Annotated in this window: 24 protein-coding genes; 12 read left to right on the top strand and 12 right to left on the bottom strand. The window is 44.3% G+C overall.

Annotated elements, in window-relative coordinates:
• Position 1: 1 nt before the first annotated feature.
• The 5 genes from HMPREF9193_RS00865 (at position 2) to eno (ending at position 3628) form a co-directional block, all read left to right on the top strand.
• Positions 2–205 (top strand): hypothetical protein, encoded by a 204-nt coding sequence (locus tag HMPREF9193_RS00865; protein WP_040847183.1) that lies wholly within the window; start codon positions 2–4, stop codon positions 203–205.
• Positions 206–242: 37 nt separating this feature from the next.
• Positions 243–1439, top strand: coding sequence for a ZinT/AdcA family metal-binding protein (locus tag HMPREF9193_RS00860; protein WP_040847181.1), 1197 nt, complete (start codon positions 243–245; stop codon positions 1437–1439).
• Between the two features lie 108 nt (positions 1440–1547).
• The gene (locus tag HMPREF9193_RS00855; RefSeq protein WP_021686145.1) at positions 1548–1859 is read left to right on the top strand and encodes a hypothetical protein; all 312 of its coding nucleotides are present in this window, start codon (positions 1548–1550) and stop codon (positions 1857–1859) included.
• Between the two features lie 69 nt (positions 1860–1928).
• Positions 1929–2264, top strand: a complete 336-nt coding sequence (locus HMPREF9193_RS00850; protein ID WP_021686144.1) for a heavy-metal-associated domain-containing protein — start codon at positions 1929–1931, stop codon at positions 2262–2264.
• 65 nt (positions 2265–2329) lie between these two features.
• Positions 2330–3628 carry a phosphopyruvate hydratase gene (gene eno, locus HMPREF9193_RS00845; RefSeq protein WP_021686143.1) on the top strand — a complete coding sequence of 433 codons (1299 nt, stop codon included), beginning with the start codon at positions 2330–2332 and terminating at the stop codon, positions 3626–3628.
• A 3-nt stretch (positions 3629–3631) separates the two neighbouring features.
• Here eno and HMPREF9193_RS00840 read toward each other — a convergent pair whose 3' ends face one another.
• The 4 genes from HMPREF9193_RS00840 to HMPREF9193_RS00825 all read right to left on the bottom strand — a co-directional run bounded on the left by HMPREF9193_RS00840 (position 3632) and on the right by HMPREF9193_RS00825 (position 7730).
• Positions 3632–4567, bottom strand: a complete 936-nt coding sequence (locus HMPREF9193_RS00840; protein ID WP_021686142.1) for a SufB/SufD family protein — start codon at positions 4565–4567, stop codon at positions 3632–3634.
• Positions 4548–5252: an ABC transporter ATP-binding protein gene (locus HMPREF9193_RS00835; RefSeq protein ID WP_021686141.1), complete on the bottom strand. Its 705-nt coding sequence runs from the start codon at positions 5250–5252 to the stop codon at positions 4548–4550. Before HMPREF9193_RS00835 ends, HMPREF9193_RS00840 begins: the two co-directional genes overlap by 20 nt.
• 207 nt (positions 5253–5459) lie before the next feature.
• Positions 5460–5888 carry a flavodoxin gene (locus HMPREF9193_RS00830; protein ID WP_021686139.1) on the bottom strand — a complete coding sequence of 143 codons (429 nt, stop codon included), beginning with the start codon at positions 5886–5888 and terminating at the stop codon, positions 5460–5462.
• A gap of 123 nt (positions 5889–6011) precedes the next feature.
• A complete protein-coding gene (locus tag HMPREF9193_RS00825) occupies positions 6012–7730 on the bottom strand; it encodes an ABC transporter ATP-binding protein (protein WP_021686138.1) in 1719 nt (572 codons plus the stop codon).
• A 93-nt stretch (positions 7731–7823) separates the two neighbouring features.
• Here HMPREF9193_RS00825 and HMPREF9193_RS00820 point away from each other — a divergent pair, with 93 nt between their 5' ends.
• On the top strand, positions 7824–8705 hold the full coding sequence (locus HMPREF9193_RS00820) for a DUF2156 domain-containing protein (protein WP_021686137.1): 882 nt from the start codon (positions 7824–7826) through the stop codon (positions 8703–8705).
• A gap of 15 nt (positions 8706–8720) precedes the next feature.
• Positions 8721–10028 carry a pyridoxal-phosphate dependent enzyme gene (locus HMPREF9193_RS00815; RefSeq protein WP_021686136.1) on the top strand — a complete coding sequence of 436 codons (1308 nt, stop codon included), beginning with the start codon at positions 8721–8723 and terminating at the stop codon, positions 10026–10028.
• On the opposite strand, the gene HMPREF9193_RS00810 is transcribed toward HMPREF9193_RS00815, so the two are convergent.
• From HMPREF9193_RS00810 to HMPREF9193_RS00800, 3 genes are read right to left on the bottom strand one after another with little or no spacing between them, the layout of a single operon-like run.
• Positions 10011–13652 (bottom strand): alpha-amylase family glycosyl hydrolase, encoded by a 3642-nt coding sequence (locus HMPREF9193_RS00810; RefSeq protein ID WP_051305959.1) that lies wholly within the window; start codon positions 13650–13652, stop codon positions 10011–10013. The two genes, HMPREF9193_RS00815 and HMPREF9193_RS00810, sit on opposite strands and share 18 nt — an antisense overlap.
• 36 nt (positions 13653–13688) lie before the next feature.
• On the bottom strand, positions 13689–14726 hold the full coding sequence (locus HMPREF9193_RS00805; protein WP_084604332.1) for a radical SAM protein: 1038 nt from the start codon (positions 14724–14726) through the stop codon (positions 13689–13691).
• Between the two features lies 1 nt (position 14727).
• Entirely contained in the window at positions 14728–15144 is a 417-nt protein-coding gene (locus tag HMPREF9193_RS00800) for a hypothetical protein (RefSeq protein ID WP_021686133.1), read from the bottom strand.
• Positions 15145–15233: 89 nt separating this feature from the next.
• Between HMPREF9193_RS00800 and HMPREF9193_RS00795 the strand changes: the two genes are divergently transcribed.
• Positions 15234–15680, top strand: coding sequence for a PTS sugar transporter subunit IIA (locus HMPREF9193_RS00795; RefSeq protein WP_040847180.1), 447 nt, complete (start codon positions 15234–15236; stop codon positions 15678–15680).
• Between the two features lie 155 nt (positions 15681–15835).
• Positions 15836–16306, top strand: a complete 471-nt coding sequence (locus HMPREF9193_RS00790; protein WP_021686131.1) for a protein kinase family protein — start codon at positions 15836–15838, stop codon at positions 16304–16306.
• Between the two features lie 69 nt (positions 16307–16375).
• Here HMPREF9193_RS00790 and HMPREF9193_RS00785 read toward each other — a convergent pair whose 3' ends face one another.
• The 5 genes from HMPREF9193_RS00785 to pdxA form a co-directional block, all read right to left on the bottom strand.
• Complete coding sequence (locus tag HMPREF9193_RS00785; protein WP_021686130.1) at positions 16376–17197, bottom strand: transglycosylase SLT domain-containing protein; 822 nt, start codon at positions 17195–17197, stop codon at positions 16376–16378.
• Between the two features lie 92 nt (positions 17198–17289).
• A complete protein-coding gene (locus tag HMPREF9193_RS00780) occupies positions 17290–18507 on the bottom strand; it encodes a phosphoglycerate dehydrogenase (protein WP_040847241.1) in 1218 nt (405 codons plus the stop codon).
• A gap of 46 nt (positions 18508–18553) precedes the next feature.
• Positions 18554–19675 carry a 3-phosphoserine/phosphohydroxythreonine transaminase gene (gene serC / locus HMPREF9193_RS00775; protein ID WP_021686128.1) on the bottom strand — a complete coding sequence of 374 codons (1122 nt, stop codon included), beginning with the start codon at positions 19673–19675 and terminating at the stop codon, positions 18554–18556.
• Entirely contained in the window at positions 19672–20364 is a 693-nt protein-coding gene (locus HMPREF9193_RS00770) for a winged-helix domain-containing protein (RefSeq protein ID WP_021686127.1), read from the bottom strand. Before HMPREF9193_RS00770 ends, serC begins: the two co-directional genes overlap by 4 nt.
• 165 nt (positions 20365–20529) lie before the next feature.
• On the bottom strand, positions 20530–21546 hold the full coding sequence (pdxA, locus tag HMPREF9193_RS00765) for a 4-hydroxythreonine-4-phosphate dehydrogenase PdxA (RefSeq protein WP_021686125.1): 1017 nt from the start codon (positions 21544–21546) through the stop codon (positions 20530–20532).
• Between the two features lie 114 nt (positions 21547–21660).
• On the opposite strand from pdxA, the gene HMPREF9193_RS00760 reads away from it, so the two are divergent.
• From HMPREF9193_RS00760 to HMPREF9193_RS00750, 3 genes are read left to right on the top strand one after another with little or no spacing between them, the layout of a single operon-like run.
• The gene (locus HMPREF9193_RS00760) at positions 21661–22527 is read left to right on the top strand and encodes a hypothetical protein (protein WP_156882429.1); all 867 of its coding nucleotides are present in this window, start codon (positions 21661–21663) and stop codon (positions 22525–22527) included.
• Complete coding sequence (locus HMPREF9193_RS00755; RefSeq protein WP_021686123.1) at positions 22524–23222, top strand: metallophosphoesterase; 699 nt, start codon at positions 22524–22526, stop codon at positions 23220–23222. The genes HMPREF9193_RS00760 and HMPREF9193_RS00755 overlap by 4 nt, the downstream gene beginning before the upstream one ends.
• Positions 23223–23259: 37 nt before the next feature.
• The gene (locus HMPREF9193_RS00750) at positions 23260–24537 is read left to right on the top strand and encodes a solute carrier family 23 protein (RefSeq protein ID WP_021686122.1); all 1278 of its coding nucleotides are present in this window, start codon (positions 23260–23262) and stop codon (positions 24535–24537) included.
• Positions 24538–24634 lie beyond the last annotated feature (97 nt).

Here is a 24634-nt window from a genome sequence, read left to right as displayed (position 1 = left end):
TATGAAAGAATTTATTATTGCAGGCTGTATATTTGCCGGTGCCGTTTTCTTTTTAATACGGCATTTTTACCGTGTTTTTTCGGGAAAAGGCTCCGCATGCAGCTGCGGTACGCATAAATACACTGTCAAAAACGGAACACTGCTCGACGGTACCGACGGTGGCTGCTGCGGCTGCTGCAAAAACTGCGCATGCGATAAAAAATAAATTTGTTAGTCTGTTTTGCAAAAATTTGGAGGTAAAAATGACTAAACAAAACATAAAATGCATATCAGTATGCATTGCCGCGCTGGTAATTTTCGGCGCATTGATAGGTTGTGCAAGCAATCGCTCTATGGATATGATGAGCGAAGGCTCTCTTGCGCCGTGGAAAGGTGAATGGCGTTCTTTTGATGCGGTATCTCAAGCTTCAAAATTAAAAGATGCGTATGATCAAGCCGCAAAATCGATGAACAACTACACTGTAGACGGCTTTAAAGCTGCAGCTGCGGCTATGTATACAACACCGTTTTCAAAAATCAAATTTAACGGTTCCAACACCGTTAAATTTACCGTCATGGAAAGCGACGGAACTGAAAAAGAAATTTCCTGCGAATATAAATACGAAGGAAAAGTTCCTATGGCAGGGTATGACGGTTATTTTTGGGAAACCTATAAAGCTGTAAAACCGGTGCGCGGTTTGTCCAAAGCCCAGTATTTTATTGCAACATCTCCGCACCAACACGGCGAAGGCGGTTTAAATCACTGGCACGGACGTTTCGGGGCAAACAGCATAGAAGCGTTGGTAAACGCCGATTCGTTGTGGTGGCCTACGTATGTTGCTGCCGATATGACCGATGAAACATTAACGGAAGAATTTGCTAAGTCCATACCTTCCTTTGCCGGCATGCTTCCCGTTTCTCCTTTTGAAAAGTATACGGGAAAATGGATTAACACATCCCTTATTTACGAAAATACAAGCGAAGCGGTTCAAAACGTATACAAAAAATTAATTGCCGAATTTGCCGGTAAAAACCCCAAAGGCGGTGATTTTACCAAAGACGACATTATTGCCGTAATGAAAGGCGCATACGGTACAACCGATGATTTTACCGAACTTGAATTTATCAGTGCAGACGGCAAAAATGAAATGATTGTGTACAAAGACGGTAAAAAAGTACGGCAAATGGCTTACCGCAGAGACGGTGCGCTTGCCGGTAAAGAAAGCTTAACCGCTTTTAGCGCAACGGATACAAAAGCTGCCGATCGCTTTGCGTGTTTTGTATGCACGGGGGTTCACGGCACACCGAAGCATTTTCATTTGTGGTACGGAGCCGATGCGGATGCGGTAAAAAATATTAAAGGTGTTCCCACGTGTATTCCCTCCGATACGTCGGATGCGGATATCGCTTTACGTGTAGAAAAAACCTGCCGCAAAGTTTTAAAAGATATGATAAACTAAAAAACGTAACGGTTTAACAATAACGGTTTAAACGGGTTTTCGGGGATATCCGGAAAATTCGGTTTTTGGGATATCAACGCAGCCCGTTTAAACTGAAAGGAAAGAAACATGAAAAAAATAAGTATAACACTCGTGTGTGCGCTCGTGTTGTCGAGCGTATTTTTATTTGCGCACACTCCTTTATGTTTTTGCTACGATAACGGAGACGGAACCGTTACTTGCGAAGGCGGTTTTTCGGACGGGTCTTCTGCTGCGGGTGTGGATGTACGCGTTATAGATAAAAGCGGTACCGTTTTAATAAAGGGTAAGTTCGATAAAAACAGCGAATTTACGTTTAAACGCCCGAAAGGAAATTTTACCGTTGTTTTTGATGCCGGCCCGGGACATGTTTTAAAAATCGATTCTTCAAAAATTTCATAACAAGCACCCATTGCTCTTATTTGTAAATAAATATATACTCAAATAAACTGAATAGTCGGGAGGTTTGTTATGGTAAGTGCGCTTATTTTTATAGTTTTTGTGCTCATTGCCGCTGCCTTGATTATTATATGGGTAAAAAGACAAAACTCCGCTCCCGATACCTATCCTGCCGGCTCCGTTCTTACTCTGCATATAACGGGTATGCATTGCGAGAAATGCAGCGCTTCGGTAATGCAAGCGCTTAATGCCCTTAACGGAGTCCATGCCGAAGTTGATTTAAAAAATAATTGCGCCGCAGTAAAGTTAAGCGAAAGCGTTTTTTCAAAAACGCTTAAAGAAGCGGTTGCTGAACGCGGGTTTAAAGTGAGCGGCATACAGGTTAAACAAAAAGCGGACGCACAATAACGGATACTGAAGCACACCGCGCTTTATGCGCAAGTGCTTGTGCTATATTTTATGGAGGTAGAATTATGAACTATGCGGAAATTATTTCCGTAACGGGCAGGGAAATTATCGATTCCCGCGGAAACCCCACCGTAGAAGCCGAAGTTATGTTGGCTGACGGTACTGTCGGACGCGGAGCGGCTCCTTCCGGAGCTTCTACGGGAACCTATGAAGCGCTTGAGTTACGTGACGGCGATAAAAAACGCTTCGGCGGAAAGGGTGTTTCAAAAGCGGTTGCCAATATCAACGGTCCGATAAACGAAGCGCTTATCGGAGCAGATGCGCTCGACACTTATGAAGTCGACAGGCTTATGCTTGAAGCCGACGGAACAAAAGACAAATCCAAATTCGGCGCCAATGCGATTTTAGCTGTGTCTATTGCAGCCGCCCGTGCGGGAGCCGAATTTTTGGAAATTCCGCTGTATAAATTTTTAGGCGGTTCAAACGCCAATGTGCTGCCTGTACCTATGATGAATATTTTGAACGGCGGCGCTCATGCGGCAAATACCGTCGATTCTCAAGAATTTATGATTATGCCGGTCGGTGCAAAAACCTTTACGGACGGTCTTCGTTGGTGTACGGAAGTGTTCCATGCATTGGCAGCCATCTTAAAATCGAAAGGTTTGGCAACTTCGGTAGGCGATGAAGGCGGCTTTGCTCCCAACGTTGCAAGCGATGCCGAAGCAATTGAGCTTATTTTGGAAGCGGTAAAAAAAGCCGGTTACAAACCCGGTAAAGATTTTGTATTGGCGATGGACCCCGCTTCCAGCGAATGGAAAGGTTCTAAAGTCGGTGAATATAAAATGCCCAAAAGCGGCAAAAAATTCACTTCGGCGCAATTGGTAAAACACTGGAAAGACTTGGTTGAAAAATACCCCATTTGCTCTATCGAAGACGGTTTGGATGAAGAAGACTGGGAAGGCTGGGCTCTTTTGCGCAAAGAATTGGGCGATAAAATTCAGCTTGTAGGAGATGATTTATTCGTTACCAATACCGAGCGCCTTGCAAAAGGTATTAAGCTTGACTGTGCCAATTCCATTCTTATTAAACTGAACCAAATCGGTACGATAAGCGAAACGCTTGAAGCTATAAAAATGGCTCACAAAGCAGGCTTTACCGCCGTTGTGTCGCACCGCTCGGGCGAAACCGAAGATACGACTATCGCTGATTTGGCGGTTGCATTAAACGCCGGTCAAATTAAAACCGGGGCGCCGAACCGCAGCGAGCGTGTTGCCAAATACAACCAGCTTATTCGCATTGAAGAAAATTTGGGAAGCGCTGCCCGCTACATGGGAATGGCAGCTTTCGGTAAAAAAAGTAAATAAAGCTTATTTAAGGAAACCGTCGATTATGGCGGTTTCCGCTTCTTTTTCGGTTAACCCCAACGTCATCAATTTCATCAGCTGTTCGCCTGCGATTTTGCCGATGGCGGCTTCGTGTATAAGGTTTGCTTCCGTATCGTTTGCAGAAATGGCAGGGACTGCTGCAACTTTTGCATCGTCCATTATAATGGCGTCGCACTCTACGTGTGCATAGCACTTTGTGTTTCCGTTTATACGCGATATGAATTTTTGTTCGGAATTTCCCGAAGCTATGGAACGTGAAGTAAGGTGGGTGCTGGCGTCTTTTCCGTTCAAATTAACTTCGAATTCCGTTTGTGCGGTTTGCTCTCCTGCCGTCATAATTTTTTCGGATACCGTAAAGGTGCTGTTTTCGTCGAGGCTGCCTCTGGTAATGCGGTACGTGGAATCCACGCCTTTTATTTGAACGGAGTTCATCGTTAACGAAGCGTTTTTTTTCAGTTCAACTTCGGTTATCGGGTTCATAATGCGTTTGCCGCTTCCCTCCCCTTCTCCGTAATGTTTTTCCGTGTAGGTAACTTTCGCGCCCTCTTCAACAAAAAACCGGTGAATGCCGTCGTGGCTTGTTTCGGTGCATGCGCAATTATGAATTCCGCAGCCTGCAATAATATCGACTTGTGCGTTTTTGCCGATGTAAAAATCATTATACACGGTTTCCGTATAGCCGCCTTGCATTAATAGAACGGGAATGTGAACAGATTCTCCTTTGGTGTTTTCTTTAATATAAATATCCAAACCGTCTTTGTCTTTTTTGCTTTGTATAATGATATTTGCCGAACTGCTGCGTCCTATGCTTTTACCGTCTTTTCGTATATTGTAAGCACCTTTAAACGGCGTATCGGTATTCGTTTTTTTCAGCTTGCCCGTTATTTTTTCTAAAAGTTTAATGACTGTCGTTTCCATTTTTTCCTTCTTTGTACAAGCTTTCCACAAAGACTTTTTTGTCTTGAACACTCGTAATAACGCCGTTGTCCAAAAGCAAAATCTCTTCGGCAATATTTAAAATTCTTTCTTGATGTGAAATTACCAAAATGCTGCCTTCTTTGTTTTTGCGCATAGTATTGAATACCGAAATTAAATTGCCGAAACTCCATAAATCTATACCGGCTTCCGGTTCGTCAAAAATCGTCAGTTTCGATTTGCGCGCTAAAACCGAAGCGATTTCAATGCGCTTTAATTCTCCGCCGGAAAGCGAATTGTTTATTTCTCTGTGTAAGTATTCTTTTTCGTCCAAGCCGACCGTCGCCAAAATTTCGGTACACGCGTTTTTGCTTAGCGCAAAGCCTGCTGCCAAATCCAAAAGGTCTTGTACTGTAATTCCTTTAAAGGTTACCGGGCGCTGAAATGCAAACGATATACCGCGCCGTGCGCGTTCATCCGTTTTGAGTATACCGATATTTTCTCCGTTAAATATAACGCTGCCGCTGTCACAGTTTTCCAAACCCGCAATTATTTTTGCCAAAGTGGATTTTCCCGAACCGTTGGGACCGGTAAGAACTGTAAAAGTATCGGCTTTTAGATGTAAGTTTATATTTTTTAATATGTCTTTACCGTTGCGGTTAAAACATATGTCTACAAGCTTAAGCATGATTTTGCCCTTTATACGCTATAAAGATACTGCGATTTTTACCGATTGGCTACTGCTTTTTTTATTTTTATCTATAAACGGCAATGGGTATTTAAAAGAGGCAGAGCTGCCGGACGAGAGCAGCTCTGCATGGAGACTCAATATTTTTACATAATAGAAAACACACACCCTCGTATCAACGATACAGAGGAAAATTATGGCCAAAAATTAAAACGCGGCAGCTTCTTTTCCGAACGCCGTGCATTTTTCAATATCTTCGGCTTCCGGAGTAAGGTGAACGATTAAACCGGCATCTTTAAATAATTTTGCACCGGCACTGCGCACGCGGTCTTCCCATGTACGCATCCATTCTCCGTCGCCCCAATCGTAAGAACCGAACAAAGCAACTTTTTTACCGCTGAGCGACGATTCTATAGAAGAAAAAAACGGTTCCATTTCTTCTTCTTCCAAAACTTCCGCACCCATTGCCGGGCTTCCCAAAATGAGCATATCGTATCCGGCAGCATCTGAAGCTGAAACCGATCCGGCTTTTAAAAGCGAAACTTGCGCTCCGCCGGAGGTAAGTCCGTCTTGAATGGCTTTTGCCATCGCTTCGGTGTTTCCGGTTGTACTTGCGTAAATTACTGCAACTTTCATATTCGCTCCTTGTAAGGTTAAGCTAACCTTATGTGTTAATTATAACTAACTTTAAAAATAATGTCAAGCATTTTATCATATTTTATCGTCCGTCTATCCACGGTTCGCTCGTCCGCGTAATACTTAAAACCCGTTTTGCATTTGCGCTTGATACAGCGCTGTGTATAAACCGTTTGCCGCCAAAAGCTGTTCGTGCGTACCCTGTTCAAAAATACCTTCATCGTTTACTACAACGATAAGGTTTGCATTGCGCACGGTAGACAAACGGTGCGCAATAACCAAAGTAGTGCGCCCTTGTGCAAGTTTTTCAAACGACTGCTGAATTTTAATTTCCGTTGCCGTGTCCAAAGCCGATGTGGCTTCATCCAAAATAAGTATGGGCGGGTTTTTAAGAAAGGTACGCGCAATAGATACCCGCTGCTTTTGACCGCCGGAAAGCCGTATGCCGCGCTCGCCTACAATTGTGTTATAGCCGTCGCTCATTTTTATAATGTCGTCGTGAATTTCAGCTCGCCGGGCGGCCTCTTCAATTTCTTTATCCGAAGCGCCTATTTTGCCGTAAGCGATATTGTCCTTTATTGTTCCTGCAAATAAAAAAACGTCTTGCTGTACAAAACCGATTTGTTTGCGCAAACTGTCTACGCTTATGTCCTTTATATCGCGCCCGTCGAGCGTTATACTGCCGCCTTTGAGTTCGTAAAAACGGGCGAGTAAACTGCACAAAGTGGTTTTTCCGCTTCCCGATGGTCCTACAAAAGCAATCGTTTGACCTGCGCGTATTGAAAGGTTTACATTATCCAAAACGGTAATATCGTTATTGTAAGCGAATTTAACATTTTTATATACGATATCTCCCTTTGCCGATTCTATGGCGACAGCACCCTCGTTTGCCTTTGTTTCGTCGGTTGTGCTCATTATTTCGGTAAAGCGTTTAAAACCTGCCATGCCGGTTGTGTATTGTTCAACAAAATTGGTTAAACGGCGGATGGGCTGTAAAAAAGATGCGGTAAACAAAGTTGCTGCAATAAGGTCTGCAAGGTTCATTTTGTTTTGCATAATAAGAATGCCCCCGCATGCAATAAGTATAACATTCAATATTGCGGTAAAAAAATCCAAGTGGCAGGAAAAAAACGCCATAACGCGGTAAAAGCTTTTTTTTGCGCCGTAGTATTCGCGGTTGTATTCGCCGAAGCGGATGTTTTCGTATGCTTCGTTGGTAAAGGTTTTGGTAACCCGCACGCCGGAAATGCTCGATTCTATGGCAGTGTTTATAGCGGCTGTTTTTTCTTTTACTTGTTTGGACGCGTTCATTAAACGCCGCCGCGTGAGCGCTATGTGTATAACGATAAAAGGAATAACGCATGCCATTACTACGGTAAGCTCCCAGCGGATTGAAAGCATAAGAATAAAAGATCCGGTAATTGTCAGCACCGATATAAACACGTCTTCCGGTCCGTGGTGGGCAAGTTCGGTTACTTCAAACAAATCGTTTGTTATGCGCGACATAAGCTGCCCTGTGCGGTGGTTGTCGAAAAAACGGAACGATTGTTTTTCTATGTGGGCAAAAATGTCGGCTCGCATATCGGTTTCAACTCGTGCACCGAACATGTGACCGAAATAAGTTACAAAGTATTGGGCTGCGGTGCGTACAAGGTACATACCTATCATACATGCGATAACAAGAAAAAAAGAACGGTATGCCGCTTGTGCTAAAAACGTATTTATACTGTAGCGTGTGAGCATGGGGAAAAACAAATCGACCGCTGCAATAAAAGCTGCGCACAATAAATCGGCGGCAAAAAGTTTCCAGTGGGGCTTAAAATAAGAAAGAAAATACTTCATAGGTGCATTGTAACGGCTGTACAGCCGAATGTACAGAGGCGCTTTAAAATCCTTTTTGACTTTTTGCCGAAAATGAAGTACTATATATAAAGTATGAATGTAATACCTGATTTTCCTTCGTTTGTTCCGATAACAGCTTCTATGTACGGAGAATTGTATCCGTTTTTAAATGATTTACCAGACGGGATTTCCGAATTTACGTTTTTAAATTTGTATTTATACCGCGCAAAATACGATTACCGTATTTGCCGTTTTGCACAAGACGGTTTTGCTGTAAGCGGTAAAGACGCCAAAGGTACTTTCTTTTTTTTAATGGGCGGAAAACCGGATAAAGAACATATTTTGTTTTTGCTGGATACTTACGGGCGGTGGAAAAATATGAGTCAAACTCATTTTGACGCCTACTCCGAGTTGTTGAACGGCATGGGCTATACCCCGCAAGAAGACAGAGATAACGAAGATTATTTGTATACGCGCGAAGCGCTTGCAACGCTTGCAGGTAAAGCGCTGCACAAAAAACGTAATTTGGCAAACGGGTTTGAAAACGCATATACGTGGGAAGTAAAGCCTTTAGATGAAACAAATGCGGCAGACGCTGCAGACGTACTGGAACAGTGGCTTGCCGCCAGAGCCGACGGTACTGCTGGAGACTATGAGCAGTGTGTGCAAGCGTTGGAAATGCTTACAGTAACCAACTTTAAAGGCTGGATGGTGTACGTGGAAGGAAAGCCCGTTGCTTGGGCTTTGGGCGAATATTTGGCAAGCGGCAGCGTGTTTTTAGTGCACTTTGAAAAAGGTGTGGATTCTTACCGAGGCGTGTATCAGTTTGTAAACAGAGCAACTGCGCGCGCATTGCCGGAAACAGTGCGTTTTATAAACCGCGAACAAGATTTGGGCGATGAAGGCTTGCGTCAAGCAAAGATGACTTACCGCCCGGAAAGCTTGGTAAAAAAATACTGGATAAAAAAAGTTTAAAAAAAAGAGGATGCCATGAAGTTTGTCAGTACCCGGAGCGGCAAAAAACAAGTAAGTTTTTCGCAAGCAATACTGCACTGTCTTGCCGATGACGGCGGTTTATATGTGCCGGCTTATGCGGAAGATTTACATTTGTGGATTATGTACATGGACGAAAAAACGTCTTTTCAATCCGTTTCCGGTACTTTAACTTCGGCACTTATAAAAGAAGAATTCAGTCCGATTATAAGCGAAGCAATAGCATCGCGTGCGTTTCCGTTCAGCCCGGAATTAAAAAAACTGGATAATAACCTGTATGTTTTGGAATTGTTTCACGGACCGACGGGTATTCACAAAGATTTCGGTATTTCGTATTTAGCCGCTTGTCTTGAGCATATTTTGCTTATGCAGGAAAAAAATGCGTTAATTGTAGCACCGACCAGCGGCGAAACGGGAGCATCAATCGTTCATGCATTAAAGAATAAAAAACATATAAAAGCCGTACTGCTGTATGCCAAAGGCACTATGCGCGGGTTTAACGAAGACGATTGCGTGTGGAACGGCGGAAATGTGTATCCGATTGAAGTGGACGGCGGTATTGATGATTGTATAAATCTGGAAAGACGTTTGTATGCCGATGTTGATGCGGTAAACACATATAATTTAACTCTTGCAAATACGATAAACATCGGCAGACTCCTGCCCCATACGTTTTTATACATGTATGCATTTTCCCGTTTGCGAAAGCAAGTGTACGGAGATATCTTTTATACGATGAGCGCAAGCAATTACGGTAATTTAGCCGCCGGTTTATACGGATGGAAATTTTCTTTACCGGTACACGGTTTTATTACCAACTGTACCGCAGCTTTATCTTACGATGTGCAGGGAAAATGCTGTATGCCCGATTCCATTGTACCTTTGGAAAAACGGGGGGCGGCCGACCCTGCGCTTCCGTCCAATATTGAACGTTTGGAACAGCTTTTTGCCACAAGTCCTGCGGTAATGAAAGGTTTAGTATACACCGCTCAAGTGAGCGAAGAAGAAAAAGCGGCGGCATTTCGCGATTTGTTCAGCCGCTACGGATACTTTGCCGACCCCGATACCGCATGTGCGTATGCGGCATCATGCAAAAGAACGGATGTAACAAATGCCGATGACGGAACCGTTGTTTTGATGGCGCCCAGCGACCCGTCGCTGCATGCTCAAACGATTAAGCTGTGGTGCGGCGAAACCCCACCGAAAAACGAAAGACTGCAAGCGGTGTACGAACCGGTTGCGCCGGCAAAAAAAATCGGCACTTCATTAACCGAGCTGAAAAACCATTTAGCGCAAATCGTGTGAAAGCACTTTGTGTGCGATTTTTAACAATTCCGTCAGCTTTTCGGTTTTATAACCGGATTGTTCGATGATTTTTTCTACCGTATTCCATACACGGTGTATGCGCACAAACGAAGAGGGGCGGGCGTAAAACAGCGTATACAGTACGCATGATGCCCACGTCATTTCAAGTGCTTTTTCGCGGTTAAACCATTCAACTCCGCCGAATGTATTGACGCCCAACACCACTGCGGATGCGGGGCTTTGTATAAGATTACACACAAAACCGTATACGGCGCTGTCTATCGTACGCGCATTGAGCGTCATCTCGGCTAAAAGGGCGGCTTCCATAAATTGTTCAAAGCGGATAAGCGTATCTTGAATCGGGCAGCCGTACACGGCTAAAATATCGCTCATTTTACGCTCAAGGTTCCACATGCGGATCAATTTATTTGTTTGCGCGCCGGATGTGTGGCGTTCTGCTATATCAGTAATTGAGTGCAATATGCAATAGGCGCTTATAATGTGCGGAATAAAGGGGCGCTCGGTTATGCTGCGGTATAAATGTGCAGCAAAAAGATCGTTGCCGTGTGCGGCGTTTTTGCCGGCAGAGTGCTGAAAACCGCCGCCGGCAGTGCTGTAAAAAGAGCCGCGGTCGATACTGCCGTTTTTTGTCAAAATGGAAGATGCGTACGTGCAAAAGCCGACCAGCGCTTTAATGCGCAGCCTAAAGTTTTTCCATGCAAGATCCATTTTTTGCTTTGAGGTTTTTGAAAGCGCACTGCCGTCAAGTTCGCCAAGCACCGTTTGCGCACCGTAATCACCTTCAATAAATGTATGTAAAGTAAGGAAATACGCGTAAGCTTCTTTTTTTATAGTTTCAAAAAGCTTTGTAAGCTGGGTTTGCGGATTTTTTACTGTCTTTAAATACGGAGTACATAAAGATGAAATGCTCTCAAAAAATTCTTTTGACGCAAAATTATTTAGCGCACGGTATAAATCTTTTAAAACAAATTCGCGCAAGGTTTTTTGTATATCTTCGCAGCCTGTTCCGTTTAAAAAGCCGTTCAAACTCGCGTATGTGCCGTCAGTGTCAAACACTTCGTATATGTTAAGCAATACTTGGCATTCAAAACCGTTTAGTTTTATAAATAAACCTTCTTTAAAAAGCTGCGCGTTTGAACGGATAAACCACAATCCCGTTTTTTGTTCTTGAAAAATACAATACGCGTTTTTGTCGTTTGTTAAACCGAGCGCTTCAGCAAAGCATTGGTTTTTTAATTCGCGCTGTACCGGATCTTCGCTTTGCTGCGCCGCATAACGGCACGAACGGTGTACGCTGCCTGCGGTTTGTTGGAATGAGTTGTTGTAAAATACGGCGGTTTTTTCGTTTTCAAAACAGTTTGTGTATGCAAAGACGTTTTCGTTTACTGTACCGTTTTCCCATACATCATAAAAGCGGAAGTGCTTTATGCCGGCAAACAAATACCGTTTTTTAATTAAAGGAAATATTTCTTTATTGTGCCGTTCAATCAATTCCGTGTCGTCTCTTTCGTTTCGGTACGCTTTGGTAAATTCCATGCCGTATTTTTCACTAAAACCTTCGATTTGTCCGTGACCGAAAAGAGGTAAGCCGGGCATTGTAACCATCATCGTACATACACCGAAGTATTTGTCCCCTTTGCCGAATTGTGCGCACGCCGTATCTTCGTCGGGGTTATTCATAAAATTGACAAAACGTTTAAGCACTTCGGGATCAAATTCAAGCGTGTTTTTTATGGTTGACCGGTATTTAAAATTTTCTTCTTTTTTAAGCATATTCATGAATGCGCTGTTGTATACACGGTGCATTCCCAGCGTGCGCACAAAATAGCCTTCCATCATCCAAAACGCTTCGGCTAAAAGCAGCGTATCGGGAACTTCCGCTGCAACGCGGTCTACCACTTCGCGCCAAAATTCGTTCGGGAGAGCTTTTTCAAACGCTTCGTTATTGAGCGAATGTTCGGCGCGTCCTGCAATATCACCGCCCTTTCCCGGTTCGGGGTACCACAACCGCCGTATGTGTTTTTTAGCCAATACCATTGCCGCGTCGAGCCGTATAATGGAAAAGTTTCGTGCAACGTGCAGTATTTTTTGAATAACTTCTTCGCGCGCTTGCGGTTTAAGAAAATCGATTTGCGCAGTATCGTTCCACGGCATACCGGTGCCGTCGTTTCCATGGTAAATATAACGCACGTTTCCGTTGTATTTGTCGGTACGCTTAAACACAACGGCGCAATCGGTTTTGGAATAATAATGGTCTTCCAACACAATTTCGAGGTTGGGGTCGGAAGAAAGATTTTCTCCGGTAAAACTGTACGAGGGAAAAGGGCAGTATGAACTTTGCATAAACAAATCTGGCTTTTCGCTCATCCATTTTGAATCCATGCCGGTATGATTGGGTATCATATCGGCTGCAAGCCGTATGCCGCGCCGCCGTAAACGCTCGCGTAAATTGTTTAGCGCTTCCCATCCGCCTAAACTGTGTGCTATATCGTAATCATATAAACTGTACGCACTTGCTGCCGCTTCGGCATTGCCGTTTATTTGTTTTATGCGCTTGCTGGCTTGCGAGCGCTCCCATAAACCTATAAGCCATAACCCGGTAAAGCCCCGCCGCTCAAGCGTATCCAATTCTTCATCGGGAATGTGGTCCAAATGAGTGATTGTTCGCCCGTATTTTTTGCTTAGCTGATCCAGCCATACTAAAACGGTTTTTGCCAAAAGGACGACGCGGGGCATCCATTCGCAATCGGGGCTAAAGCGCTCGTATTCGCACTGTAAAGAATCGTACGTATACGCGCTCATCGGCGGCGCGCCGTTTAGGGGAGCGGCCCATGCAGGTTTTTTTTCTTCGGCTATGGTGTCGAGAGCTGAAAGTATCAGTGTAAGCTGTTCGCCGAGTATAGCTTTCCAGTGTTGTTTTATGTATTCCAACTGTCCTTTTAAACTGTGGGGGCTTGCATAAAACGGTTCGTCCAGCATGGTAAGTAAATCGTTTGAAAAAGGTTCAAAACGGGGCTGGGTTTTAAAAAAATCGGCAAAAACGGGTTTTAGTTTTGTATAATATACGCTGTGTACGGCTTTTTCCCCGTCAAACAAAACAAAAAAAGGTTTGCAAGCGGGGTTTTCGCATATTTTATGCAATAAAAGGATTTTTTCCACCGTGTAAGCATCGCCACCGTTATGCGTCTGAGCATTTTTTTGATAATTCTCGGCATCCGGAAAGTCTGCATTAAAGCGCGCAAAAATATCGGCTGCGGTTTTTTGTCCTAACCGCTTTTTAATATACTGCAGCGCTTGGCTGAATACTTGCGGGTTTTTTTGTGCGGCGAAAGACCGGCATACCGCGTGTTGAGCGTAATGTATCAATACCAGCGCATTTAATCCGGCTGCGCTTATGTTTGCCGTTAGGTGCTTTTCTTGAAAGCTTCGTTCGGGAACCGTGTTGTTCCGTATGGCGTCCTTGCGGGGCTTGGCGGCTTCGTGTATTTTTTGCACAAGCAAGCGGACGGTGTGCATGCGCTCGCCGGTTGATTTTTCGTGATTATGCAAGGGAAGCGTAAAAGCATACACATCGCGTGCGGTTTTTGAAACGGGAAATTCCATTATTGCAAAGCCTCCCTGCACTGTATTTATTGTATGCTATAACGGTTCATTTGTAAATCCGCTTTTCCAATGCCATAAGGGTTTTGCCAAAGCGTTTGAAAAAGGCTGAAAACGGTTGAAATCGGGAAGCCACGAATCGTCCGGTTCAAGTTCTTGGTAAAAAAGATATTCGAATTCATATTCGTCTATAAGTTCTTTTATATGCAAAAATTCTTCTTCGTTGATAAAACGGTCGGGAAAAACACCTGCCGGTTTTTGACTCCGTATGGGCGTATATTGGCTCATCAGCGAAATACACGCTTTTCCGTCTGCATTTTCTTTAAGCCAATCCAACACGGCGATTGTATTATCCATACAGCCGGGTAAAACCAAGTGGCGTACAATAACACCGGAAACTATTTTTTCGCTTTTGTCGGAAAATTGAGTAAAACGCAAGGGGGAAAGTTCAATCATCCGCTTTATAGCCGCTTTTGCCGTTTTTCCGTAATCGCGTATGCCGAACAAAGCTTGGCTTAATGCGGATTGCGCCGTTTTTAAATCGGGAAGCCAAATATCTGCCGCTCCTGCAAGCATATCAACTGTGCTGACGCTTTCGTATGCGGACGAATTCCAGCAAACGGGAATATCCAATCCCTCTTTTTTTGCTTGCATAATGCCTTTTGCAAGCGCCGGAACGGCATGGCTTCCTGTAACAATATTGATGTTTTCGGCTCCCGCTTGTTCCAAAACACGGCACATACGGACAAATTCTTCGGTGTCGACCGTTTTTCCCATGCCCTGCCGGGAAATTTGGTAGTTTTGGCAAAAAAAGCAGCCTAAATTGCAGCCGCTTACAAAAATGGTTCCGGAACCGCCTTTACCGGTTACCGGCGGCTCTTCTCCGAAGTGTAAACATGCCGAAGCGATTTTTAATTGCGCGCTTTCTCCGCAAAAAGCGGTTTTTCCGGCATTTCTGTTTACGCCGCAGCGTCTGGGGCAAAGCACACAGGATGTGTATGCTTCGCTGGTACTGCAAGTGCTGTCGGTACGGTTTGCTGTATCGGTGCCGGCGTTTTTGCTTTGTGTTTGGTTCATATTACAGAACCTTGCGTTCGGTAAATACGGACATAAGATAAGTAAGAACGCTTATCGGTAAATCTTCGGCTTCATAATCTACCAAAGTGCGAAGTTCTTTCCAATCGCGCATCGAAAAAATATCGCAATCTTCATCTTGGGCACCCAGATTTCCGTTTAAAAGCTCGGCTGCGGCGGCAAGCCATTCGATATTTTGTGCCGACGGTTGTTGTTCGCTGCCCTGTCTTTCGGCGATATACGTGTTAAACCAATAGTCGGCAATGCTGCGCGGCAAATCGCCTAAACCTTTTTGGCTTTGTATAAAGTATTCGGCGGCGCTTTTGCTTGCTCGAATACCGTCATATACGCCGCCGTTGTCCGAGCGTTCATGTTTGACAATGCGTTTAATATCCGCACAGAATTTTTGAAAACTGTTCATAAAATCAGTATAGCATATTTTGCTGAGAATTTGTCAAAACTGTGAATTTTATTCTTGACTTTTCCACAAACAACCCGTAAGATATGAGTATGAACTTACGAACCGTTTTAAACACTGATACCGTTGAACTTCATTTGAAGGGAACGACAAAAGAAGAAATTATCGACGAAATGCTCGAAATTCTGGTTAAAGCCGGAAAAGTAACGGACAAAGATGCCGCCCGTGAGTGCGTGCTTGACCGCGAAAAAAAGATGTCTACCGGCATGAAACACGGCATTGCCATTCCGCACGGAAAAACCGACACGGTAAGCGATTTGGTTGCCTGTATCGGTATTTCCGATAACCCCGTCGATTTTGATTCTTTGGATCAGGAACCCTGCCGGATTTTTATTATGACTTTGTCTCCCGTAAACAAAACGGGACCGCACTTGCAGTTTTTAGCTGAAGTAAGTCTTTTGTTTAAAAGCGCGGATAAGCGGCAGGAAATACTCAAAACAACCGATAAAGCGGAAGTAATCAGAATTCTGACCGAATAAACGAGTTGCCTTTGCATACGTTTCGATGGCGGTTCTACAGCATGGTATCTGAGGAGTTAATTTAAGAACTCTGTTGTGTCGTCGTGTGCGCCGATTTAAATAAACTTTTATCAAAACAATATATAATATCATAAAATACTGAAAAGGAATTAGCCATGCATTTACACAAAAAAACAAAACTGTATGTTCTTTGTTGTGCCGTTTTAATGGGCTTTGCTTTTTTAAGCTGCGCGACAACAACAACACAAGTTATTTGGGATGAAAATCTGCCCGAATCCGAAACGACCACCGTTTGGTGGGCAGGGGCGGCAAGTTATGTTCAACCGGAATTTTATAACGGCAAACCTGTAGATTGGAATATATCTCCGTGGGGGATTAATCTTATTAAAATCCCGGCGGGAAACACCGTGTTTGTACTTAAGGGTCATACGGAAATGAGGCAGGAAACGTTATATACGATTAGCCATATTTCGTATGACTTTACGGGAGCGGAAATAGATTACGATTTTGCCGCAGGTGAAGAATACACGGTATTCGTTATAAAAGACAAAATTACAATTCATAAAGGAAAATCTATTTCAAAAAAGACAATCCTTAAAGAATTTAAATTTGAATTTAATAAGTAAATAGAGGCGGCTGTCCAAAAACTGAAGCTTTGGACAGCTTCCTTGATTTAGCCTGAATACACTCGCGTTTTATTCGGTTCTTCCGGCAAGCGCGAGCGCTTTGTTGTCTCGCGTGCGGAAAGTTGCTGCAACTTTAGTATCGAACATATTTTCCAAACCGCGTTGGTAAGTCATAATATTCGAAATATAGTTTAAAGTCATGTGCGGCGTGCCGTTATTGCGCACGCGCCGCGTTCCCGCATTGTACATGGCAAGCGCCGCTACTTCATTTCCGCCGGTATCCAAACAATAGCGTAAAAAAGCCAAACCTTGCTTTGCGCTGACATAAGGATTAAAAAAATCGTCTTCCGAAAAACCGGGAAAAGACTCGCTGTTTAACTGGAATAAACCCCGGTCTATGGACGCGTTTGTGTTGCCGTTTACCGCATTTATTTTGTAGCGGCTTTCGGTAAACGCCAGCGAAAAAGCAAGAGACAGCGGGATGTTGTACACATCCGCATATTCAAGGATGGCAAGCGTTACGTCTCTGCTTCCGGTAACTTTTTCGTAAAACGAAATAACCGCACTGCGCGAAATAAGCTGACGGTACATATCCAAACCGGAATCTTTGCGGTTTGCGTTGTCGGTAATTTGAGAATGAATATTAACCGGTTTGACTGCGTATTCGAGCGGTTTTCCTGCCGTTAAGGGTGCATCCGTGCCGTGATTTTCGCCGTTTTGAGCCAGCCATGTTTTTTGAGTGCGCAACGAACTATCCATTGTACGGATTTGTATGGTTTGAGGTAAAAAAAATCCTACGCACACGGCTGCCGCAAAAAACACAAAGATGAGTGCTGCCGGTCCCATAAGAGGACGCACTGCGGTAAAACGGCCGTTTGTTATCGACTGCATATAAAACTCCCACCAAAATATAGGTTTGTTAAACCCTAGGGTCTTGAAGCACTGTATAATATACTCAAATATGGGAGTTTTGGCAACCTAATTTAATCTTCCGGTGATGCGCTCTCTTTTTCTTTGTTATCCGCTGCGGATATTGCGCGCACGCCGATAATACCTTCAATTGCAGCAATGCGCTCAAGTGTTTGCGCCGAAGCAAGTCCTTCCACGTCGATAATATTGTATGCAAGTTCAAAACGGTTTCGGTTTATCATAGCATAGATATTTTGCTGCGCTTCGGCAAGGATTGTGGTTATTTGACCGACCATGTTCGGTACGTTTTTATTTGCTATACATAATCTGGTACCGCCGGAAGGAACATCGCCTTCCATTTTGCATTTTGGAAAATTAACGGAATTTTCAACAGTTCCTTTTTCCAAAAAACTGCGCAATTGACGTACCGCCATGCATGCGCAGTTTTCTTCGGCTTCGGGAGTGGAAGCTCCCAAATGCGGCAGACAAATAATGCCGTCGGTATGCAGCAGCTCTTCATCGGTAAAATCGCTGACAAAGCAAGCTACTCTGCCGTCTTTTACCGCTTCGCACATGTCGGCATTTACCACTAAACCTCCGCGGGCAAAATTCAATATACGCAAACCTTTTTTTGCGTTTTTTAACCGCTCCGAATTGATAAGTCCTTTTGTTTCGCTTGTTTGCGGCAAGTGCAAACTGATGTAATCCGATTTTGCAAACAGCGTATCCAGATTTTCCGCTTTTTCTACGTCTCGGTTCAAAACCCATGCCGAATCGACCGAAATAAAGGGGTCGTATCCGGTAACGTGCATGCCCATTTCAACTGCAGCATTTGCAACCATCGCGCCTACGGCGCCCAAGCCTATTACCCCCAGCCGTTTGCCTCTCAGTTCTGGTCCTATAAATTGCGCTTTTCCTTTTTCCGCCAAATCCGGAATGTCACTTCCTTTGTCGTGCAGCGTTTGTACCCAGCGGGTTGCCTCTATAATCGGACGGCTGGAAAAAATCAGTGCGGCGATTGCCAATTCTTTTACCGCATTTGCATTTGCTCCGGGAGTATTGAATACGGCTATGCCGCGTGATGTTAAATCGGCAACGGGGATGTTGTTTGTTCCTGCTCCGGCGCGCGCTACCGCTTTAACGCTTTTGCTTATATTCATATTGTGCATATCTGCGGAGCGCACGATAATTGCATCGGGGTTCGGTATTTCCGAGGCGATTTCATACAGTTCGCGCGGAAGCAAGTCCAAGCCTCTTGCGGATATTTTGTTAAGCGTTTGTATTTTATACATAAAATTCTCCATTTTTTGCGTTTTCCGTGTGCGCGATTTTACGCGGTTATGTGTTTTGTTGAGCAAAGTTTTTCATAAAAGACACCAGTTTTTCTACACCTTGAATGTCCATAGCGTTGTACAGCGATGCTCTCATGCCGCCGACTAAACGGTGTCCGGCAAGGTTTACCAAGCCTGCTTTTTCTGCTTCGCTTACAAAGCGTTTGTTCAGTGCAGCCGCTTTTTCGCTGTCAGTTTCGTATGTTAAAAAGGGAACGTTCATAATTGAGCGGCTGTTTTTTTCAACCGGGCAGCAGTAATAGCCGCTGTTGTCTATGTAATCGTATAATAATTGTGCTTTTTTTTCGTTGCGCTCTTTCATGCCTTGGGCGCCGCCGTTTTTTCGGATCCATTCGAGAACTTTTCCCATAATATAAATGCTCCAGCACGGCGGCGTATTATACATTGAAGCCGAATCGGCATGTACTTTGTAAGAAAGCATAGTCGGCGTGCCTAAAATCGGCTGATCCGGTATTAAATCTTCGCGGATGATGACAAGGGTAACGCCTGCCGGGGCAAGATTTTTTTGTGCGCCGGCATACAATAAACCGAAACGGGACACATCCAAGGGTTCCGATAAAATACAGCTGGAAATGTCGGACACAAGGGGAACGTTTGTTCTGTCAGCGGCGGAGCTGCCGACAGTTCCAGTTTGGGGAAGGTATTTCCAGTGTGTTCCCATAATAGTATTGTTAAGCGTTATGTGAACATAATCGTAATCGCCTTCGATTTTTTTTATTTCGGGAATGTAAGAAAAATTTTTATCTGCAGAAGAACCTGCCGTGTGTACGTTCAAATATTTTTGAGCTTCTTCAAGCGCTTTTTTTGCCCACACTCCCGTGTTTACGTAAGCAGCTTTTCCCTTTTTGCGTAAATTCATGGGTACCATGGCAAATTGTGTGCTTGCTCCGCCTTGCAAAAAAAGCACTTTATAGTTGTCCGGAACGTCCATAAGAGAGCGCAGCAGTTCTTCGGTTTTGCGGATAATCGGTTCAAAAGTTTTTGAGCGGTGACTCATTTCCATAACGCTTTGCCCGCTGCCGTTCCAGTCGACCATCTCCAGCGCTGCCGAACGCAGCACTTCTTCGGGCAAGCACGACGGTCCTGCCGAAAAATTATATACTCTCATAAAGCCTCCCGGTATGCGGTTTTACAAAAAAGGTTGTACAGCGAATTTTGTAAAAAAAGATTCTCTACATGTGTTGTTCCGTTTTCTGCAAGAATTGCAGGGGTATAGTTAATGATGCCTTTTATACCGCAAGAGAATAATCTTTTTGCTGCTTCTTTTGCAGCGTTTTTTTCTGCCGTAAGAATGGCGTATTCTATGTGTTCGGCTAAAATAACCGATTCGAGGCGCGCCATAGGGTATAAGGGAAACGGAGCTTTGAGCGTTTCCGTGCGGTTTACACTTGCGTCAAAACCGGCGGCACACATAAACGGAGACTCACTTAAACTGCCGCTTTTTATAAGCGCTTGCGCTAAAGGCGTAAGTCCTACGATACAGCATTTTTGTATGTTTCCCTGTGAGGGCAGTTTAAGCGCGTGTTCGATTGCGTAAAGTAATTGTGTGCGTTTGTAGCCGTTTGAAGCGCCCCGTGTCCGTACTTTTGCCGTGTGCGAACTGCATTCGTTTGCCGGCAGCGCATGAGGTAAGTTTTGTGTGCCGCCGAGAACGTAGGAAAGGTCTTTTCGCACTGTTGCGTTTGACCAGCCGGTTAATTGTTGTATGCGCAGCGATGTTACCGTGTCTTCGCTAAGAGAAGAAAGAAGCTGTACTGTCTGTATCAGCCGACGCAGTGCCGGTGCTGGTATGTGCATAAAAAACCTTTTTTGTGAAATAAATCACAGAATTATGTTAAAATTATACAGCTTCGGCAGTGTTTTGTCAAGAAAATTCAGTGTTTTATCGGTTTTAGTTTGTTTATTGTGAATAAAATCACAGCGGTTAAAGCAACAGACTTTATATGCGTACTTTTTTTTTTGTTATGCAGGATTTGTAAAGGTTTTTGAATAAAGTGCGCCCAAACGTATCGCTTCTATCATGCTGACGGCGCTTGCTTGCCCTGTTCCGGCTATATCCAGTGCGGTCCCGTGATCTACCGATGTGCGTAAAATCGGCATGCCGCCGGTTACCGAAATCGTCCGCTCGAAATCAAGCGTTTTTGCCGCAATATGCCCTTGGTCGTGGTACAGCGACAGTACGCTGTTAAATTTGCCTTGCAATGCCAAATGGAATACCGAGTCCGCTCCTATAGGGCTGCTTACTTTATAACCTTCTTCCATTAACTCGCGGACGGCAGGTTCCACTTCGTTTACTTCTTCGTTGCCGAATAATCCGTGTTCGCCCGAATGAGGGTTTAAGCCGGCAATCGCCATTGTGCCTTCCGTTACTCCGAGGCTGTGCAGCATGGCATAACAGCGTTTAACGTAATCTTTTATGCGTTCTTTTTTTACCATATCGCATGCTTTGCGCAGCGGTACGTGGCGCGTTAAAAAAAATATGCGTAAACCGCGTACTTCAAACATAGTAAGAGGGTCGGCTGTGTGTGTAAGCGAGCCGAAAATTTCGGTATGTCCTATAAAACGGATGCCGCCGGCTTTAAGCGCTTCTTTATTTATCGGAGCGGTGGCAACGGCTGCAACTTTTTTTTGCATGGCAAGTTCAATGCTTTTTGCAATATATTCGTAAGCCGCTTTTCCGCACATGCCGTCAACAGTGCCGTATGCAAAGCGTGCAAGAGTGATGTTATCGATATTCAGTAAATTCAATATGCCTTGTTTGTAAATACCGTCTTCGGCTTTTTGTACTTTGTGTATGCGAAGTGAACTTCCCGTAATGCGCAAAGCTTGTTTCATAATTGAGCTGTCTCCGATTGCAAGACAGCGTGCCGTGTTTAGGGTTTGTTTGTCGGCAAAAGCTTTTGCAACGATTTCGGCTCCTATTCCCGCAGGGTCTCCTATAGGAACGGCTATAATCGGTTTTGCTGTGGTTTTGCTCATATTTCTCCTTTTGGTACAAAGCAACGCACATATTCTACGGTGAGTTTTTATGATTGTCAAGTTTTTTGCTTTTTGCTCTTGTATAAAAACTTAAAAACGGGTATGATTGATTTTATGAAAATAAGTTCGGCTATGCGGTACGGTAAAACTTGCAAAAAACGATACATTTTATATAAATTTCCGGTAATATCCGGTATGAAACTGACGGCGCTCCTTTTTACGGCAGCGCTCTTTTTTTATATAGCCGGTTGTTCGCATAAAAACAGCGGAGAATTGCATTCGGCTAAAAAACAAAAAAACAATACGGCTTCTGTTTTGAAAATAGATGAAACAGTTCAAAACCGCGCCGTCGTGTTGTTTTTAGGCTACGGTTTTAATGAAAACGGACAAAAGCAAACCATAGAAAATAAATTAAAAGAATACTACGGCTTTTTAAGTGCTGAAAACCGCTTGCATATACTGAGCTATCCGGACGATGTACGTGTTGCCGGAAAAGTACGGTTGCAGTCTATAGTTCAAACTGTAAAAACCATTCACGAAAGTACGCCTGTTTGCGTTTTTATTACGCTGGGAGCGCCGCAAGGTATGCACACAGTGCTTGCCGCTTTGCAAGATACGGATATGGAAATCCCTGTGTTTTCAGTTTTTTCGCAAGATGACATTTTGGGAACGGAAGCCGGTTCCGACTTTGTAATGGATTACCGTCCCGCAGCAGAAAAAAATGCTTCCGGAGTTGAAAATCTTGCAGCCGAAGACAGCGAACTGCATTATAGCGGAGAGCCGATAGATATATTGATTCCGCTTGTGTATGCCGCATTTAATTGGAAAAGCGCTAAAGACAGCGCTTCTTTAATACCGGTTTTGCGTACGGAGTTTCTAAAGCGTACCGGTTGCCACTTGACGATTTATGTCGACCCTGAAACAACGCTTCGTTCAAAAAATCACTACGTTCTTGAAGGCGGCACAGGAGATAAAGAATGAACGAACTGATCCAGCAAGAGTCAATGCTGATTTGTTCGCAGCAAGACGCCGCTTTTCTTGCAAAAAAAGAAAGGGCGCGTTTGCTTGTTCTTTCGGACAGTCACGGGCAATCCGAAACGGTAAAAAAGATAATTATGCTGTTCGGGCAGCAATGCGATGCTTTAGTATTTTGCGGCGACGGATTTTGCGATATCGCTTTTTGTATGGAACAAGCATTACAAGACGATAAATTCAAAGAAATGCTGCCCCCGGTTATAGCGGCGGTGCGCGGTAACGGCGATGCCGATACATATCCGATAAAAACGGCGGAAAGTTCGGAAGAAAACGAAGATGAAGCGGTGTACCGCAAAGTGCTTTTACCGCAGCGTTTGGAGTTTACCGCTGCAGGGCGAAATATTTTGGTTGTGCACGGACACCGGCACGGAGTAGATTGGGGCTTGGAAACATTAACGGCAAGCGCATATACCATGGATGCCGATATGGTGTTTTTCGGTCATACGCACCGTGCGTTTTGGGAAGAAAGCGGGGCGACGCTGCTTTTAAATCCGGGAAGCTGTTCTCATTCGAGAAGCCGCTTACCGCCCAGTTTCGCCCTTGTTTCTTTTCCCGGCGAAAGGGAACGTTTTAACGTTGAATTTTTTGGAATAGAAGAAGCTTTGTTCGGAAATATACAAGTTGTGCCGTTGGCACTATAAATTTTTAAGATCGCCGAAAAACGGCGAAGGAGAGTACATGAGTACACATGAGGTGTTGGGGCCGTCTGAAAAGCCCCGTTTGTCGCGCTGGATACCGCTGAGTTTTCAGCACGTATTTGCTATGTTCGGAGCAACGGTTCTTGTTCCACTGCTTACCGGACTTAGTCCTTCCACGGCTTTATTTACAGCCGGTACCGGAACGCTGTTGTATATTTTAATTACCGGCGCAAAGGTACCGGCTTTTTTAGGCTCGTCTTTTGCCTTTATACCGGCGCTTACGGCGATTGCCGGTGCATACGGAATGCCTTATGCACTCGGCGGCGCTTTTTGTGCCGGTATTTTTTATGCCCTTGTGGCATTGTTGGTAAAAGCCGCCGGAACACGCTGGCTCGACAAAGCGCTGCCGCCGGTTGTAATCGGTTCGGTTATTATCGTTATCGGACTTAACTTGGCGCCCACTGCAATGCGCTCTTCAATGTACGCTGCCAACGGCAACTATTCGCTTGTGTACTTTTCCATCGCTTCGGTAACGCTTGCGATTGCCATCATAGCAAGTATTTTCTTAAAAGGATTTTTTAATACCATTTCCATTTTAATAGGACTTGTCGGCGGTTACATTTTTACCTTTGTTATGGGATTGTTTTTTCCCTCTTATGCTCTTATAGACTTTACCGTAGTGCATAACGCCGCATGGTTCGGTTTACCGCATTTCGGCATACCTAAGTTCAGCTTTGTGCCCATCCTTACCTTTATTATAGTGTCGCTTGCAACCATTTGCGAACACTTAGGAGATACAATGGTAACATCAAAAGTGGTCGGGCGCGATTTTTACAAAGACCCCGGATTGCATCGCACTTTGCTGGGCGACGGTTTGGCTACCGCATGGGCTGCTTTGTTCGGCGGACCGCCCAATACTACATACGGTGAAAACATCGGCGTTATGGCAATAACTAAAGTATACAGCGTGTGGGTTATAGGCGGGGCTGCAGTGTTTGCCGTGCTTTTGTCCTTTATCCAAAAATTCGGCGCAATTATTCAAACAATTCCGGCTCCGGTTATGGGCGGGATTTCTATGCTGCTGTACGGTCTTATCGCTTCAAGCGGGTTGCGCACAATTGTAGAAAGCGGCGTAGATTACAAAGATAAACGTAATTTAACGATCTCTTCGGTAATTATGGTTATCGGTATCGGCGGTGGCTTGCTGCAGTTTAATATAGGAAAAGACTTCCACTTTATGCTTGGCGGGGTTGCTTTAGCAACTGTAATCGGTATTATCTTGAACTTAATTATTCCGGTTAAAAACACGGAAAACTGACATCGCTTTGTCCCGAATTTTATAAATTCGGGACAAGGTTTAAAAGACAAGGTAAACTGCGCGCCGTTTTTTTAACACTTGCCTGTTGGCGTACAAA

It is taken from the genome of Treponema lecithinolyticum ATCC 700332, assembly GCA_000468055.1.
Lineage (GTDB): Bacteria > Spirochaetota > Spirochaetia > Treponematales > Treponemataceae > Treponema_C > Treponema_C lecithinolyticum.
The sequence above is the reverse complement of the archived record's forward strand: the minus strand, read 5'-3'. Positions and strand labels throughout refer to the sequence as shown.

What these genes read in the sequence shown, in the direction of transcription:
- HMPREF9193_RS00835 (WP_021686141.1), bottom strand. Translation starts at nt 5,252, where the DNA reads ATGCTTAAGCTTGTAGACATATGTTTTAACCGCAACGGTAAAGACATA.
- HMPREF9193_RS00810 (WP_051305959.1), bottom strand. Translation starts at nt 13,652, where the DNA reads ATGGAATTTCCCGTTTCAAAAACCGCACGCGATGTGTATGCTTTTACG.
- HMPREF9193_RS00830 (WP_021686139.1), bottom strand. Translation starts at nt 5,888, where the DNA reads ATGAAAGTTGCAGTAATTTACGCAAGTACAACCGGAAACACCGAAGCG.
- HMPREF9193_RS00780 (WP_040847241.1), bottom strand. Translation starts at nt 18,507, where the DNA reads ATGTATAAAATACAAACGCTTAACAAAATATCCGCAAGAGGCTTGGAC.
- HMPREF9193_RS00795 (WP_040847180.1), top strand. Translation starts at nt 15,234, where the DNA reads ATGAACTTACGAACCGTTTTAAACACTGATACCGTTGAACTTCATTTG.
- HMPREF9193_RS00785 (WP_021686130.1), bottom strand. Translation starts at nt 17,197, where the DNA reads ATGCAGTCGATAACAAACGGCCGTTTTACCGCAGTGCGTCCTCTTATG.
- HMPREF9193_RS00815 (WP_021686136.1), top strand. Translation starts at nt 8,721, where the DNA reads ATGAAGTTTGTCAGTACCCGGAGCGGCAAAAAACAAGTAAGTTTTTCG.
- HMPREF9193_RS00770 (WP_021686127.1), bottom strand. Translation starts at nt 20,364, where the DNA reads ATGCACATACCAGCACCGGCACTGCGTCGGCTGATACAGACAGTACAG.
- pdxA (WP_021686125.1), bottom strand. Translation starts at nt 21,546, where the DNA reads ATGAGCAAAACCACAGCAAAACCGATTATAGCCGTTCCTATAGGAGAC.
- HMPREF9193_RS00755 (WP_021686123.1), top strand. Translation starts at nt 22,524, where the DNA reads ATGAACGAACTGATCCAGCAAGAGTCAATGCTGATTTGTTCGCAGCAA.
- HMPREF9193_RS00820 (WP_021686137.1), top strand. Translation starts at nt 7,824, where the DNA reads ATGAATGTAATACCTGATTTTCCTTCGTTTGTTCCGATAACAGCTTCT.
- HMPREF9193_RS00760 (WP_156882429.1), top strand. Translation starts at nt 21,661, where the DNA reads ATGAAAATAAGTTCGGCTATGCGGTACGGTAAAACTTGCAAAAAACGA.
- eno (WP_021686143.1), top strand. Translation starts at nt 2,330, where the DNA reads ATGAACTATGCGGAAATTATTTCCGTAACGGGCAGGGAAATTATCGAT.
- HMPREF9193_RS00865 (WP_040847183.1), top strand. Translation starts at nt 2, where the DNA reads ATGAAAGAATTTATTATTGCAGGCTGTATATTTGCCGGTGCCGTTTTC.
- HMPREF9193_RS00790 (WP_021686131.1), top strand. Translation starts at nt 15,836, where the DNA reads ATGCATTTACACAAAAAAACAAAACTGTATGTTCTTTGTTGTGCCGTT.
- HMPREF9193_RS00850 (WP_021686144.1), top strand. Translation starts at nt 1,929, where the DNA reads ATGGTAAGTGCGCTTATTTTTATAGTTTTTGTGCTCATTGCCGCTGCC.
- HMPREF9193_RS00825 (WP_021686138.1), bottom strand. Translation starts at nt 7,730, where the DNA reads ATGAAGTATTTTCTTTCTTATTTTAAGCCCCACTGGAAACTTTTTGCC.
- HMPREF9193_RS00805 (WP_084604332.1), bottom strand. Translation starts at nt 14,726, where the DNA reads ATGAACCAAACACAAAGCAAAAACGCCGGCACCGATACAGCAAACCGT.
- HMPREF9193_RS00840 (WP_021686142.1), bottom strand. Translation starts at nt 4,567, where the DNA reads ATGGAAACGACAGTCATTAAACTTTTAGAAAAAATAACGGGCAAGCTG.
- HMPREF9193_RS00860 (WP_040847181.1), top strand. Translation starts at nt 243, where the DNA reads ATGACTAAACAAAACATAAAATGCATATCAGTATGCATTGCCGCGCTG.
- HMPREF9193_RS00855 (WP_021686145.1), top strand. Translation starts at nt 1,548, where the DNA reads ATGAAAAAAATAAGTATAACACTCGTGTGTGCGCTCGTGTTGTCGAGC.
- HMPREF9193_RS00800 (WP_021686133.1), bottom strand. Translation starts at nt 15,144, where the DNA reads ATGAACAGTTTTCAAAAATTCTGTGCGGATATTAAACGCATTGTCAAA.
- serC (WP_021686128.1), bottom strand. Translation starts at nt 19,675, where the DNA reads ATGAGAGTATATAATTTTTCGGCAGGACCGTCGTGCTTGCCCGAAGAA.
- HMPREF9193_RS00750 (WP_021686122.1), top strand. Translation starts at nt 23,260, where the DNA reads ATGAGTACACATGAGGTGTTGGGGCCGTCTGAAAAGCCCCGTTTGTCG.